Origin of the sequence: Dolomitihabitans soli, assembly GCF_022213955.1 — a bacterium.
GTDB lineage: Bacteria > Actinomycetota > Actinomycetes > Streptosporangiales > Streptosporangiaceae > Streptosporangium_A > Streptosporangium_A soli.
Genome location: NZ_JAKNTW010000010.1, coordinates 130676 through 145278, shown reverse-complemented (window position 1 = coordinate 145278; position 14603 = coordinate 130676). Strand labels below are relative to the sequence as shown.

General features: G+C 70.1%; 11 protein-coding genes. 6 read left to right on the top strand and 5 right to left on the bottom strand.

The features are described 5' to 3' along the window. Positions 1 to 10: 10 nt before the first annotated feature. Positions 11 to 1249, bottom strand: a complete 1239-nt coding sequence (locus MBA17_RS22575; protein WP_238498536.1) for an acyl-CoA dehydrogenase family protein — start codon at positions 1247 to 1249, stop codon at positions 11 to 13. A 214-nt stretch (positions 1250 to 1463) separates the two neighbouring features. On the opposite strand from MBA17_RS22575, the gene MBA17_RS22570 reads away from it, so the two are divergent. Beyond that, on the top strand, positions 1464 to 1916 hold the full coding sequence (locus tag MBA17_RS22570; RefSeq protein ID WP_238498535.1) for an SRPBCC family protein: 453 nt from the start codon (positions 1464 to 1466) through the stop codon (positions 1914 to 1916). 476 nt (positions 1917 to 2392) lie between these two features. On the opposite strand, the gene MBA17_RS22565 is transcribed toward MBA17_RS22570, so the two are convergent. Beyond that, positions 2393 to 3787: an extracellular solute-binding protein gene (locus tag MBA17_RS22565; protein ID WP_238498534.1), complete on the bottom strand. Its 1395-nt coding sequence runs from the start codon at positions 3785 to 3787 to the stop codon at positions 2393 to 2395. 344 nt (positions 3788 to 4131) lie between these two features. Here MBA17_RS22565 and MBA17_RS22560 point away from each other — a divergent pair, with 344 nt between their 5' ends. Together MBA17_RS22560 and MBA17_RS22555 are read left to right on the top strand one after the other, a co-directional pair. After that, positions 4132 to 5718, top strand: a complete 1587-nt coding sequence (locus MBA17_RS22560) for a class I SAM-dependent methyltransferase (protein WP_238498533.1) — start codon at positions 4132 to 4134, stop codon at positions 5716 to 5718. A gap of 3 nt (positions 5719 to 5721) precedes the next feature. Continuing rightward, entirely contained in the window at positions 5722 to 7125 is a 1404-nt protein-coding gene (locus MBA17_RS22555) for an FAD-binding oxidoreductase (protein WP_238498532.1), read from the top strand. 230 nt (positions 7126 to 7355) lie between these two features. On the opposite strand, the gene MBA17_RS22550 is transcribed toward MBA17_RS22555, so the two are convergent. After that, positions 7356 to 8108 (bottom strand): SDR family NAD(P)-dependent oxidoreductase, encoded by a 753-nt coding sequence (locus MBA17_RS22550; RefSeq protein WP_238498531.1) that lies wholly within the window; start codon positions 8106 to 8108, stop codon positions 7356 to 7358. A gap of 360 nt (positions 8109 to 8468) precedes the next feature. On the opposite strand from MBA17_RS22550, the gene MBA17_RS22545 reads away from it, so the two are divergent. Beyond that, positions 8469 to 9683: an NAD(P)/FAD-dependent oxidoreductase gene (locus MBA17_RS22545; protein ID WP_238498530.1), complete on the top strand. Its 1215-nt coding sequence runs from the start codon at positions 8469 to 8471 to the stop codon at positions 9681 to 9683. 82 nt (positions 9684 to 9765) lie between these two features. Then, on the top strand, positions 9766 to 11145 hold the full coding sequence (locus tag MBA17_RS22540) for a condensation domain-containing protein (protein WP_238498529.1): 1380 nt from the start codon (positions 9766 to 9768) through the stop codon (positions 11143 to 11145). Positions 11146 to 11614: 469 nt separating this feature from the next. Here MBA17_RS22540 and MBA17_RS22535 read toward each other — a convergent pair whose 3' ends face one another. Beyond that, positions 11615 to 12865, bottom strand: coding sequence for a GNAT family N-acetyltransferase (locus MBA17_RS22535; RefSeq protein ID WP_238498528.1), 1251 nt, complete (start codon positions 12863 to 12865; stop codon positions 11615 to 11617). Positions 12866 to 13062: 197 nt separating this feature from the next. Beyond that, positions 13063 to 13473: an SgcJ/EcaC family oxidoreductase gene (locus MBA17_RS22530; protein WP_238498527.1), complete on the bottom strand. Its 411-nt coding sequence runs from the start codon at positions 13471 to 13473 to the stop codon at positions 13063 to 13065. Positions 13474 to 13781: 308 nt separating this feature from the next. Here MBA17_RS22530 and MBA17_RS22525 point away from each other — a divergent pair, with 308 nt between their 5' ends. Beyond that, positions 13782 to 14567: an alpha/beta fold hydrolase gene (locus MBA17_RS22525; RefSeq protein WP_238498526.1), complete on the top strand. Its 786-nt coding sequence runs from the start codon at positions 13782 to 13784 to the stop codon at positions 14565 to 14567. The last annotated feature ends 36 nt before the right edge of the window (positions 14568 to 14603 follow it).

Sequence of the window (14603 nt, the reverse complement as noted above, 5' to 3'; positions counted from 1 at the left end):
TCTCCCTTCTCTACTCGTGGCCGAACCGGGCCTGGGCAAGCTCGCGCTTCGCGATCGTCGCGAGGAAGGTCGATACACCGGCGTGCGTGACGAACGTCGACATGTCACGCCAGACACGTTCGATGCGTTCGCCGCGCTTCACCGCACTGGAGCCCGCGGTCGGGAACAGGTAGCTCTCCACCGCGCGCCAGCTGAGGGCGACCACCTCGCTGCAGATCCCGGCGAGTTTCAGCTCCTCCTCGTGGGTGACCGCGGCCGGGCCACGGGCGCAGGTCTCCTTCCAGCGGCGGATCATCTCCAGCGTGGCGGCCTCGGCCGTGGCGATCATGCCGGCGGCCTTGCCGTACCTGAGCTGGAAGTCGGGGTCCTCCGAGCGGCCCACGATGGGCGGGAACGGGGTGGTCCGGGTGCGCATGAGGACCTCGTAGGCGTCGAGCGCCCCCTGGGCCATGCCCACCGCGAGCACCGCGTCCTCCATCACCATGAAGCTGAGCTGGCCGCCGCCGTACTCGGGGTTGCCGTGCAGCGCGAGCCCCGGAGTGCCCTCCGTGACGCTGATCTGGCTCATGTGCGTCTTGATGGTGAAATGGTCGGGAATGCGGCCGTTCTCGACGCGGATACTGTGCGACCCGCTGCCCTTCAGCCCCAGCGCCTGCCCCCAGTCGTCCAGCCGCGTCCACTCACTGCGCGGGGCGATGAACATCATCGGCGCGGGCGGGCCGCCGTCCTCGGGGGTGACCATCGTGTGACCGACGAAGTGCGTGGCGTACGGCGAGCCCGAGCAGTAGCCCCAGGTGCCGTTGATCAACCAGCCGCCGTCGGCGGTCCGCTCGGCCGTTCCGCTGGGCATGACCGTCGCCGGGCAGATGAAGTCGCCGTCGGTGAAGATCTCGTCCTGCGCCCGCTCGTCGAACAGGCTGGCCACCGCGAGCGCGTGCGCCGCGCCGAGGCAGTACATCCAGCCGGTCGACGGGCAGCCGCGGGTGAGCGCCATCGTCACCCGCATGAACGTGTCGATCCCGAATTCGTAGCCGCCGTACCGGCGGGGAACCAGGATCCGGTAGAAACCGGCTCTCGAGAACTCCTCGTGGATGTCCTCGCCGTAGAAGGTGCGCTCCTCGACCTCTGCCTGGCGTTCGACCAGAGCGGGCGCTATGGCCTCGGCCCTCGCGACCATCTCCTGCGGAGTGAGGCCGGGTTCGGGCGGAGAAGGATAGCGGTGCTCGGGAATACTGGTGGCGACTCCCATTGCTACGCGGTTCCTCACATACTCGACGTCGAATTCGGCATGTTACGAGCGTCACATTCGTGATCGGCCCCATGCATCTCTGGGGTTGCTTCGTTTGTGCCTTTCAACACCGCTCGGGAACGACACCGCACGCTTGCATAAGACTCACCTGCGGTCGGCCGCGAGAATTTTCGTGCACTCATCCATCTTCGAAAGTCCAGGAAAGGCCCTGACTATGACGGTAAGCACGAGCGGCAGGATCGAGATCACCCGGACCATTGACGCGCCGCGCGACCTGGTCTTCTCCGCGTGGATCACGCCGGAGCACTTCACCCACTGGTTCGGCGCCCCGCTGGACACGATCACCATGGACGTGCGGCCGGGCGGCGAGTGGCGCGCGACCATCGTGGTGGACGAGGAGACCCAGGTCCCGTTCACCGGCGTCTACCGCGAGATCGTGCCGAGCGAGCGACTGGTCCTCACCCTTGAGGACCTGAGCGGCAAGGAGGCGGCCCCCGGGCAGGCGGGCGTCGAAGTGGTGACCGTCACCTTCAACGAGGTCGGCGGCCAGACCGAGATGCGCTTCGCCCAGGTCGGCACCCTCCCCGACGAGGAGCTCCCGCGCGCCGAGGAGGGCTGGGGCCACTTCTTCGACGCCCTGGAGACGCACCTCGCGACCGTCAAGTAGGGCGTCCGCCGGACGCCGGCCCGTCGCAGCCGCGGAAGCGGATCAGGCATGGCAGGGGGTGCCGACGGGTCGCGCGACAGCACGTTGCTCACCCTCCGCGGTCCGCCGCCCGAGTTCAGGCGGCCGCCGGGGATGAGCGGACGGCGGGCGCCGGGGGGTGACCTCCGGCGCATCGATGATCCGGTCGGCAACATGTGTGCCGGCCGGATCATCTGTGTGCGGGCAGGCCGCGGGCGATCCTTCGCGTGTCGGCCGGCCTCGGCGTACGGCCCCGGGGTGCGGCCTTGGCGTACGGCCTTGGCGTGCGGCTTCGGCGTGCGGCCTTGGCGTGCGGCTTTGGCGTGCGGCGAGCTGATCCTGGCGGGCAGATGGTTCCTGGGTGGGCGTGCCCTTGGTGGCGGGCGGGGTGAGAGGCCCGCCCCGCGCACGAAGGTCCGCCGACGCCGGTGGCGTCCGCGGACCTTTCCGGTGGCGGGTCAGCGGTTGAGCCGCACGACCGCCTCCATGTCGGCCGCCGAGTAGTCGCGGCCGGCCCGTGCCTCGCTGAAGGCCTCCACGCTGAGGCTGTTGATGGGGCTGTTCTCCGGGTCGCGGAACCCGGAGGTGAGCGCGTACTCGTTGTAGGCGTCCAGCAGCTGCTGCGCCTCGACGCTGGCGAAGGTGAACCGCTCCAGCGGGTCGGCGCCGCGCGCCAGCACGTCGCCGATCGCGCGGGTCATCACGTCCTGGTTGCCGGCGAAGTCGCCGAACAGCGCGCCCTCCGACAGCGGAGTCCGCCCCGCCAGCTCCGGCCGCTGCTCGACGATCCGCTTGGGGAACCGGGTGACGTGGTCGTAGGCCAGCCGGTGGTGGGGGTACCTGTCGAACCAGCCCTCCTCCTCCAGCAGGGCCTGCGCGGAGTAGGTGAGGGGGAGGAAGCTGTTGGCCTTGTGCCGCTCGGCGGCGTTGCGCGGGCTGTGCAGGTACATCAGGAAGGCGAGCGCGCCCTCCTGGGTCGCCTCGTCCAGGCCGTTGGCCATCCAGAGCGAGGTCCCCGCGATCGCGTTGCCGGCGTACGGCAGGCGGTGGTTGTAGGGGAAGACGCCCACGCCGATGCCGAACCCGTTGTCCTCGGCGGCCCTGAACATGTAGTTCACGTCGTTGGACGACGAGATCCGGATCGCCACGTCCTGGTCGGCGTAGGCGCGCAGGGTGCCGGCCCAGTCAGGGATCTTGCCGGTGTAGAGGAGGTGGCCGTCCCGGTGCAGCTTGCGGCACCACTCGGCCCAGATGATCATCTCCTTGGAGGCGAGGTCGACGCTGGTGGCCCGGCCCTGCCTGCCGTTGTGCTTGTTGACGATCAGGCCGCCCAGCGACGCCAGCGCCTGCTGGATGAAGGTGCCGTGGTTGGACCAGGTGATGGCGTGGCCGGGCCCGTCCTTCATCGCGGCCACCGCCGCGCAGGCCGCCTCGACGTCCTCCCAGGTCTCGGGCGTCTCCGACACCCCCGCCCGCCGGAGGAGGTCCGTGTTCGTGTAGAGCAGGCTCGTGGTGCCCACCGTCGGCATCGAGGTGAGGTCGCCGTCGAGGGTGTAGTAGTCGCGGATCGCCGGGATGATGTCGTCGATCACGACGGGCTCGCCGAGGATCTCCGAGCGGCCGCCGATGGCCTTCTCCACCGAGGTGAACAGCGGGCTCTCGTCCTGCGCCTGCGAGTCGCGGGCCGCCTGGGTCATGTAGAAGTAGTACTCCGACAGCGCCGGCGTGTTCCCCTCGGCCGCCGCCTCGGCGACCTGCCTCGGGAACCGCCAGAAGTCCTTGCCGTGCACGTTGATCTTGTATTCCGGGTGCAGTTTCTCGAATTCCGCACCCTGCCTGTACCACCGGTCCATCCAACCCGGGAAAGTCAGATCCGGAACCCAGACTTCGATCGGAATCTTGCCTTTCATGTGACCTCTTTCTAACTGTCGTGGCACCAGGTCGTCATCCGTGCGTCGACGAAAAGGGGCGCCCTCCGAGCCGGCCGCAGAACAGGCACGCCCACCGTCCATGATTTGCAGCGCGCGGTCCCACCGCATCTCCGCGATTGCGCTGCGGTCACGTCGTGCGGCCCGGCTCGGGGGATCGCATCCAGGGAGATGCCCGGCGCGCGGCGTGAATGTGATGCTGAGGGGCGTCCGCCGCCGCCACATCTCCCCGCAGCATTTCTGAATGGGATTTCCGGAGGGACCCGCAGATGAGTGTTGACACCGTGCCCGTGACCGTAGACCGGCTGGTGAAGGAATTCATCGGTGCACCCCGAGAACTGCTCGACGAGGCGTACCAGCGGCTTGCCGCCGCTCTGTGGGAGCCCGGAACGGTGGCCGACCTCACCCTGTGGGAGGGCGGCGCCGTCACCGACCTGGCCCTGCCGGCCGTACCCGAGCTCATCGCCCACCTCGACAACGGCGAGCGGACCGGCTACCTGCTCGTGCTGCTCGGGCTGCTCGTCGAGGCCGAGGACGCCGTGCCCGACGGCCCGGTGCGCGCGGCCGTACGGCAGGGCATGGATCACTATCTGGAGCTGGCGAACCGCGCCGCCCCCGGCGGGCCGCAGGCGCAGGCGCTGCTCTACCTGCTCTCGCACTTCCCCGAGGAGCGGGACCGCGTCCTCGCCGTGACCGAGCGCCTCGACCTGGACGCCGACGACCTGTCGCGGCTCGACCGGGCCCTGCGGACGCTGAACCCGGCCGACCCGGAGCCCCCGAGCCTGGGACGGGTCTGGCCCGCTCCGTCGGTGTGGCGGCTCACCGACGAGGAGCGCGCCTTCGACCGGGCCTGGATCGGCGCGCTGAGCCCCGAGCAGGTCGCCGTCAACTGGCGCAACGACACGCGGACCGTCTGGGGATACATCGGCCTGAAGGCATACTGGGCGGTGCGGAACGGGATGCCGGTGGCCATCGGCGGAGCCGAGCCGCCGCCCGGCGACGGCACCGAGGGCCCGGAGCCCGGCGTCGCGATCTTCCGCCCGCACGCCGCCGCGTTCCGGTGCCCGGCCTGCCAGGGCGCGCTGGACTTCGGCGACGAGACGGTCCGGTGCGACAGCTGCGCGGTGAGCTACCCGGTCACCAAGGGCATCCTCGATCTCACCGAAGGCGTGAGCGACGCGGCCGGAGCCGCCGACGAGGCCACCGCGAACCTGCTGCAGCGGCTGGCGGAGATGCCCAGCATGGGCCTGTACTACGAGTCGCTGCTCCGCCCGCAGTACCTCCGGATGGCCGGCGGCAACTGGGGCGGCGCCGTCACCCTGCCCGACGAGGACGCCTACATCGCCGCGAGCATCCGCCCGGTCGACGGGCCGGTGCTCGACCTCGCGGCGGGGGCCGGCCGGTGGACCAGCGTGATCGCCCAGACGGTGGGCCCCGAGCGGATCGTCGCGCTCGACTTCGGCCTGCCGATGCTGAACGTGCTGCGCCGCAGGCTGCCCGAGGTCCCCGCGGTCCGCTCCAGCGCGCTCGCGCTGCCCTTCGAGGACGCCAGCTTCGGCGCGGTGATCTGCTGGAACGCCCTGCAGGCGTTCCCCGACGACGCGGCCACGGCCATCGCCGAGGTCGGCCGTTGCCTGCGGCCGGGCGGCACCTTCACGATGATGACCTTCCTGTGGGACGCGGACCCCGTCTGCCGGCACTTCCAGGCGGCCCACTACTTCCCCAGCCGCCCGGCGGGCACGCTGTTCTTCGAACTGGACGAGATCAAGGGCTGGCTGGCCGACGCGAAGCTGGTCATCCGGGAGCAGTCGGGTCCCGGCTCGTTCATCTTCATCACCGCCGAGCGCGAGGGCTGACGCATGACTCTCCTCGAAGAGGGCGATTCGCCCGCCGGCGCGGAGAACGCCATCGCCCGCCAGGGAGATCCGGGCTACGAGGCGGCGACCAGCGTGTTCAACCTGGCCGTCCAGCACACACCGGTCGCCGCGGTCACCGCGCGGACGGTCGACGACATCCGCGGCGCGATCCGGTTCGCCGACCGTGAAGGGCTCGCGCTGCGCGTCCACACCACCGGGCACGCCTCCACCGCCGCCCGGCCGATGGACGACGCGCTGCTGGTCCGGACGGAGCTGTCCGGCGAGGTGGAGATCGACCCGCTACGCCGGATCGCCCGCATCCCGGCCGGTACCCGCTGGGGCGCCGTCGCCGAGGCGGCCGCCGAGCACGGCCTGGCCGTCGCCCACGGCTCGTCGCCGACCGTCGGCGTCGTCGGCTATCTGCTCGGCGGCGGACTGAGCTTCTACGGCCGCAGAACAGGGCTGGCCTCGAACACCGTGACGGCGATCGAACTGGTCACCGCCGACGGAGAACTGCGCAGGGTGGACGCGTCCGCCGACCCGGAGCTCTTCCGGGCGCTGCGCGGCGGGGGCGGCGGGTTCGGCATCGTGACCGCCGTCGAGATCGGCCTCTTCCCCGCGGCCCACGTGGTCACCGGTACGGCCTGCTGGCCCGCCGTCCACGCTCCCCGGCTGTTGCGCGTCTGGCGGGACTGGACCGTGAACGCCCCCGAGGAGGCGTCGACCTCGGTACGGGTGATGAACCTGCCCGCGCTGCCGGACGTGCCGCCCGCCCTCTCCGCCGGGCCCGTCCTGTGCGTGGACGGCGCGGTGCTCGCCGAGACCGCCGACGACCTGCCCGCCGCCCAGCGCCACGCCGAGGACCTGCTCGGCCCGCTGCGCGCGATCGCCGAACCGGTGCTCTACACCTGGCAGCCGACCGCGCCGATCCACCTGCTCGACACGCACATGGACCCCTCCGACCCGGTCGCCGTGCACGGCGACCACCTGCTGCTCGGCGAGCTGGACGACGACGCCGTCGACGAGCTGCTCCGCGTGGTCGGCGAGGGATCCGGATCGCCGCTGATCGTGGCCGGGCTGCGTCAGCTCGGCGGCGCGTACGCGCGATCCCACCCCCAGGGCGGCGTGCTGGACAACCTCGACGCCCGCTTCGTCTACTCGGGAGCCGGCGTGCCGGGCCTGACGGGCACCCCCGAGGAGATCGCGCGGCACATCGGCGTCGTCCGGGCGGCGCTCGCCCGCTGGGACACCGGCTGGACGGCCCCCACGTTCGTGGAGACCTTCGCCCAGCCGCAGCGGCATCTCACCGCCGACGGGGTGGCCGCCGTGGACCGCGTCCGCGAGCGGGTGGACCCGCGGGGCAGGTTCCGGGGCGACATCATGCCGTCCGCCACCGCCTTGTCCTGACCGCCCAGGCCGTACACCGGATCGCCCAGGCCGTACTGGCACCCAGTACGGCCTGGCCGCATGCTCCCCGGTGTCCCGCATGTTTCCTCGGCGTTCCGCATGTTCCCCGGCGTCCCGCATGTTCCCCGGCGTCCGGGATGGTCTTCTCGGCGGCCGGTGGCGAAGTGCCGACATGGTTCGACGGCGAGCCCGCGTGCAGCGGGCTCGCCGTGGGGGGTGGCGGGGACGGGTCAGAGCGGCACGGAGGTGGTGAGACCGCCGTCGACCCTGATCTCCTGGCCGGTGATGTAGGCGGACCGGGGCGACAGGAGGAACAGCGCCGTGTCGGCGATGTCCTGAGCGGTGCCCAGCCGGCCGAGCGCCACCTGGGCGCGGCAGGCCTCCTGGGCCTCCGGGGTGTTGGAGATGGCCTCGAACATGTCCGTCACGATGTATCCGGGGCTGATGGTGTTGACCCGGATGCCCTTGACGGCCAGGTCGGGGGCGAGCGTGCGGACGAGGTTGATGACCGCGGCCTTGGACGCCGCGTACACCGAGGTGAAGGCCAGGCCCCGGTGCGCCAGCCAGGAGCCGTTGATCACCACCGAGCCGCCTTCCGAGAGCAGCGGGACGGTCTTCTGGATGGTGAAGAACACGCCCTTGAAGTTGACGCCGACGACGTTGTCGAAGGCGTCTTCCGTGACGCCCTCACTGAGGCCGAAGTCGGCGGTCCCGGCGTTGGCGAACACGCCGTCGAGCCGGCCGTAGCTCTGCTCGATCCGCGAGGCCAGCGCGTCGAGCGCGTCGACGCTGGACACGTCCGTGGGCACGGCGAGGACCCGGTCGCCCGCGTCGAGCTCCTTGACCGCCTTCTCCAGGCGGTCCTCGTTGCGCCCGGCGAGCACGACCCGTGCCCCGGCGCCCACGAGCTGCTGCGCTGTGGCCAGCCCCATACCGCTGCCGCCACCAGTGATGAGAACTGTCTTGTTCGCAAACTCCGTCATGGGGTCAGGATCTCCCGCGCGCGTATTCCCGCCATCCTCCGGATTGCGGTGTTCTAATTGCGATCTGTACGGCAGGCAGCATTCCAGAAGATGCTCCTATTAATTCCCGGTGTGACGCTGTAATCGACGGAAATAGCAAGCCGGAGGCGTCCAATGGGTGATGGGGCAAAAACCTGTGCGGTGGTTCTCGGTGGGAGCCTCGCTGGACTGTTCGCAGCCAGGGTGCTCGCCGACGTGTATGACGAGGTACTCGTCGTAGACCGCGATGTGATCACCGGAGTAGAGGGTCCGCGGCGAGGGTGCCCGCAGAGCCGCCATATCAATGGTCTACTGGCCCGGGGCCAGCTGGCCATGGAGGAGATGTATCCCGGAATCACCGAGGAGTTGTTCGCCGACGGTGTGCCGACCGGAGATCTCGCCGGCAATGTGCGCTGGTATTTCAACGGAAAGCCGATCAAGCAGAAGCACGCGGGACTCGTCTGCGTGGCCGCCAGCAGGCCGAAGCTGGAATTCCACATCCGGGAGCGCACGAGCGCGCTGCCGAACGTCACCTTCGCCGAGCGGCACGACATCCTCGGCCTGGAGACGACAGTGGACAACAGCCGGGTCACCGGCGTGCGGGTGCAGCCGCTCGGGGACGAGGACGGCGGCGCCGTCGGCGCCGAGCAGGTCATCAACGCCGACCTGGTGGTCGACGCCACCGGCCGGGGCTCGCGTACCCCCATCTGGCTGGAGGCCCTGGGCTACCCCCGGGTCGAGGAGACGCGGACGAAGATCGGCCTGGGGTACGTCACCCAGCACTACAAGCTGACCGCCGATCCCTATGACGGCGACCTGTCGATCAACCCCGTCGCGTCGCCCGACCTGCCACGTGGCGCGATCTTCACCAAGACCGACGGCGGCCGGGTCGAGCTGACCACCTACGGCATCCTCGGCGACCACCCGCCCACCGACCAGGAGGGCCTGTACGAGTGGGTCAAGAGCCTGGCGGTTCCGGACATCTATGACGCGCTCCAGCACGCCGAACCGCTGGACGAGCCGGTGGCCTTCCGCTTCCCGACGACCCTGCGCCGCCGCTACGAGAAGATGACCCGGTTCCCCGACGGCCTGCTGGTGACCGGGGACGCGGTGTGCTGCTTCAACCCCGTCTACGCGCAGGGGATGACCGTCGCGGCGCTCGGCGCGCTCACCATCCGCGACCACCTGCACACGGGCGCGGTTCCCGACCCGTTCCAGTACTTCGCCGACCTGGCCGGCAAGGTGATCGACCCGCCGTGGGAGATGACCCACACCGTCGACCTCAGCTTCCCGGGCGTCGAGGGCGACCGTACGCCTCAGGTCAAGATGGCCCAGGCGTTCCTTCGCCTGGTGCAGATCGCGGCCACCCGTGACGGCACGGTCGCCGCCGCCTACATGCGCGGCGCCGGCCTCATCGACGGCCCCGAGGCGCTCATGCGGCCGCCGATGCTCGCGCGCATCCTGTGGAACGCGATGCCGTGGAACAAGGCGGCGGAGGCACAGTCGCGTCGCCGCCAGTCCGCGCCGGTCGGAAAGGACAAGACGCCCGTCTCGTGACCCGCTCCCGAGTCACACCGCGGGTCCGTACGGCGGGCAGGCCCGTCCAATCGCATCGAACTGGGTTGAGGAGTCAGGAGTCATGAGCGTTTCCGAAGTGCCGAGCCTGCGCAGCGATCTCGATCGCGTTCCGCTCTCGTGGAACTTGGCGTTCCTGCGCGGGTTCGACAAGGGTGATGAGGAAGGGCCGTTCGGTCCCCGCTACACCATCGTCTGCGGCTGGCGGCTGTCCGGCCCCCTCGACGCCGCCCTGCTTCAGGAGGCGCTGGACGACGTGGTGGTCCGCCACGAGGCCCTGCGCACCGAGATCGTCCGTGAGGACGGCGGCGGCGGCCACCAGCGGGTGGTCCCGCCGTCCCCGGCCCTGCTGACCGTCCGCGACCTGTCTGCGGTCCCCGGGGACGACCGTGACCGGAGCGCGGAGGAACTGCTCAACGAGGTCGAGGCCGAGCCGTTCCCGCTGAGCGAACTGCCGCTGGTGCGTGCGGTGGTGGGCCGATTCGACGAGCGCGACGCGGTGCTCGTGCTGATCGCCCACCACATCGGCGCCGACGAGTGGTCGATGAGGCTGATCATGCGTGACCTGGCGCACGCCTACGCGGTGCGCGCCGGCCACGACGTGCCCGCGCCGCCCAAGGCGCGTCAGTACCGGCAGTACGTGGAATGGGAGCAGACGGCCCTGACCTCGCCGGTCACCGCCCGGTCGCAGGAGTACTGGCGGAACACCCTGGCCGGCGCGCGGGTGCTGGGGATCAAGACCGACCACCCGCGATCGGAGGGACTGCCCAAGGCCACGGCCTGGCAGCGGTTCCGCCTGCCCGCCGACCTGACCCTGGCGGTCCAGCGGATCGGCAAGGAGACGCGCTCCTCGCCGTTCATGGTGCTGCTCGCCGCGTACGCGGTGTATCTCGGGCAGCGGGCGAAGACGACCGACATCGTCATCCCGACGTTCTCCTCCGGCCGGGGCGACGCCAGGTTCCACGACACGGTCGGGTCGTTCTTCAACTTCATGCCGCTGCGGATCGACGCGGCGGAGTGCGGCACATTCCGCGACGTCGTCACCCGGACCCGGGGCACCTGCGTCTCGGCGTACGCTCACGACCTGCCGTTCGCCCAGGTGCTGGGGGAGGCGCCGGAGCTGATGCTGCCCGCCATGGAGGACGACATCGCGCTGGTCGTGTTCCAGGTCTTCCGTTCCCCGCTCGCGGGCGAGCCCGAGACGGCGGGGGACCTGAACTACTCGGTGATCCGCAGAAGCCTGCTCTCCCAGCCGGTGGGCGGGGACGTCCCCGACGGCGCGATGTGGCACCTGGAGATCGACAACACCGGGGAACTCGTCGGGTCGATGGCCTTCAACAGCAATCTCTTCGACGAGGAAACGATCAGTGACATGGTGGCGGGCTTCAGCCGGACGCTGCGCCTTGTGATCACCGATCCCGATGCGCCGCTGGAGATCGTGTAGTTTCTCCGGTTTCGCGAGCGAGCCAAAGGGCTCCTTCTTCCGCCTGGACCACTGGTCCGAGCGGGGGAAGGAGTCTTTCGCATGGGCTGGGCCGCCCCCATTCGCCAGGGGTATTCAGGAACCGCCGTGGACGTCCTTTGTGAGCGAGTCGTCCGCTTCCGTGCGGCCGGCCTGAACCGGGCGCGTACGGGAGCCTGAACCGGGCGCGTACGGGAGCCTGAACTGGGCGCGTACAGGACTGAATCGGGCGAGTGCGGGGAGCCTGAACCGGGCGTGTACGGGACTGAATCGGGCGTTCCCTCGTACCGGAGTGGGCCATGAATCGCCCAGAATGGCACGTCGCGCGGGGCCCGACGCCCATGCTGTCCCTTTGGCCGGACTTCGTGCCGTTCGCCGCGACCGGAGGGCCCTCCCAACGAGAGACGCCCGCCCCCGGCGTACCGGGTGGCGGGCGTCTCCGTGACGTCGGTCAGAAGATCTCGAAGGCGGACGGGGTCTTGTGCCAGCCGAAGGCGGGGGCCGCCGCGGCCAGCGCGCCGGGCCGCAGCTCCCGGACCAGCCCGGCGCCGGCCAGCGCCGACAGGGACGTGCCGCCCATGTAGACCGCGCCGAGGGCCCGGATGTCGAAGGCCAGGTCGGCGTCGTCGGTGGTGGCCGAGCAGGAGGCCGACTCGGCCGAGCCGGTCAGGCGCCACTTGCCCGAGTTCACCGGCAGGAAGTCGTCGGTGACCTCGATCACGACGTCGAGCGGGGTGGCGTAGCGGCGTGCCGCGAGCGCCTTGGGCACGTCGACGACCCGGACCCAGAGCGCGTCGCACAGGTGCGCGGACAGCTGGCGCGGCTCGCCGACCCAGTAGAACAGCGGCTCGTCGACCGAGGACGCCCACGTCGAGGCGGAGCGGGTGAGCTCCACGGAGAGCAGGAAGCCCCACAGCGCCTGGTAGGCCTCGGGGGTGGTGGACACCTGCTCGACCACGACGACCTCGCCGGCCGGACCGGTGGCGGCCCAGTTGCCGCGGACGCGCCACAGGGCGTAGCCGTCGACGCCGCCCTCGCCCTCGTGGATGATGATCCGCAGCGCCGAGGCGCCGGCCCGCTGCCCCATGAGGTCGGCGAGGCGGTAGTCCCAGTGGGCGGCGGTGCGCTCGGACCAGCCGGGCTGGTCGGCGTAGACCTGGTCGTACAGCTTGACGAGCGACTCGCGCAGCTCGGCGGCGGTGCCCTCGACGATCCTGCCGGAGCGGGGGGCCTGCGGCACGGTGGCCTCACGCGAGTTCACGTTGAGCCCGATCCTGCGGACCGACACGCCGTAGCCGAAGCGGTGGTAGATGCGTCCCTCGCTGGCCCAGCACAGGGCGATGGGCTCACCGTGGGCCCTGGCGTCCTCGAAGTGCCGGCGCATCAGCCGGGTGAGGATGCCCTGGCGCCGCACGGTGGCGGACACGGCGCCGCGGCAGCCGTGCGCCGCCGAGATCACCCCGCCGGGAACGGCGATCTGCCGGGTGTTGCCCCCCAGCGTGCCGACGACCTGGTCCCCGCGCCGGACGATCAGCGAGCGCTCCGGTTCGAAGAGTTCGCGCTCGGCCTCCAGGCTCTGCGGGTCGCCGTCGATGTTGATTCCAGCGGAGAACGTCGCATAGATGTCGTCCCAGTCGTCGACGGTCGGAACCTCGATGGTGACGTCGTCGACCGCGGCTTTCCCAAGGTCGTTGCTCTTCATTCCGTGCCCTCCGGACTTGCCACATGACTTGACCGATTGTTGGTAAAGGCGGGTGCTCTCGTAATCGTCACCCGTACGGCGCGCCGATTCACCTCCTGAATTGCGTCATCGGCGCTTTAACGACCCGTGACGGTGCGAAAACGAAACAACCGATCGGCGATCGCCGATCGGTTGCCGGGAGTGCGAGCGGGCATGGGTCAGGAGCCGACCGGAGTGTTCTGGTAAGAAGTGATCAGCCACTCCCCGTCCTGCTTCGCCAGCACCCAGGTGGCCCGTACGGCACGCTCGGGCGAGACCTCGGTCTCGTCGCCGGTCAGGACACCGCCCTGGGTGACCAGCACGGCGGCCTCCGCGCCGAGGAACTTCGCGGAGACGGGCTTGCCCGCGACCCTGGTCCCCTTGAGCGGGCCGGAGTAGGCCATGCCCATGAACGCGCGGATGCCCTCGCGGCTGGTGGCGAAGACCCCGTCTGGGAGGATCATGATGGCGTCCTCCGTGAAGGCCTTGGCGAAGGCATCGCCGTCGTTCTTGGCCCACGCGGCGATGATGCGCTGCGGCACCTCGCGGATGGCCGTCGTGTCGTCGGTGATGGTCGATGAAGTACTCATGCTTCGTTCCTTCACTCAGCGGCTGGAAGAGGAGAGGATGCGAACCGGCGGGGCCGTGTCGCCGGCCCTCACCTTCGCATCGTGATCTCCGGGTCGCTCATGGTGCATCTCCCGGCTTGCGGTGTGGGTAAGGCGGGATGCCGTTCTTAAATAGGGGGCCCAAAAGCACGCTGGAAGAAGACGGAGGAGGGTCCCTTACGGCAAGCTGTTTCAAGCTGTGCCGGGGCTTGTAATTCGGGTCGGATATCACGACCGCCCGCGTCCGGGGGTACGGACACACTGTCGATGGCTACCAGAGAGAGATGAAAATGGATGTAACATCAGCAGACGGCACCACCATCGTGTTCGATCAGTCGGGTACGGGTCCGGCGGTCATCCTCGTAACGGGCGGGTTCAGCGACCGGTCTCACCCCATCTGGGCGGGGATAGCCGCAGCGCTGGCCCCGAACTTCACCGTCTTCAACTACGACCGTCGCGGGCGCGGCGACAGCGGCGACACGCTGCCGTACGCGATGGAGCGTGAGATCGAAGACCTGGCCGCGGTTCTCGAGGCCGCCGGCTCCGACGCCGCCGTGTTCGGTGGCTCCTCCGGTGGGGCGCTGGCCCTGCAGGCGGCGGCCAGCGGGCTGGCCATGGGCAAGCTCGCCGTGTTCGAGCCGCCGTACATCGTCGGCGACGCCCGTTCGCCGATCGCGCCGAACTTCGAGGCCGAACTGGCCGACCTGATCGCCGAGGACCGTCGCGGCGACGTGGTGGCGCGGTTCATGGTCGAGGCGGCCGAGGTCCCCGAGAGCATGCTGGGCGAGATGCGCGAGTCGCCGTTCTGGGCGGGGATGGAAGCCGTCGCCCACACGCTCGTCTACGAGGCGGCGGTCGTCGGCCCGAGCAGCGCGCTGCCGGCCGACCGGCTGGCCTCGATCAAGGTGCCGACCCTGGTCCTGGCCGGCGGCAACAGCGCCCCCTGGATGCAGAAGGCCGGCGAGGCGGTGGCCGAAGTGGTCCCCAACGCCGAGTACCAGGTCATTGAGGGCCAGGCGCACGACGCGTCTCCCGAGATTCTGGCGGCTCCGCTGGCGAAGTTCTTCGCCAAGTGACACCCAGGCGTCCCCCGCCGGTCTGCTCTCCGGCGG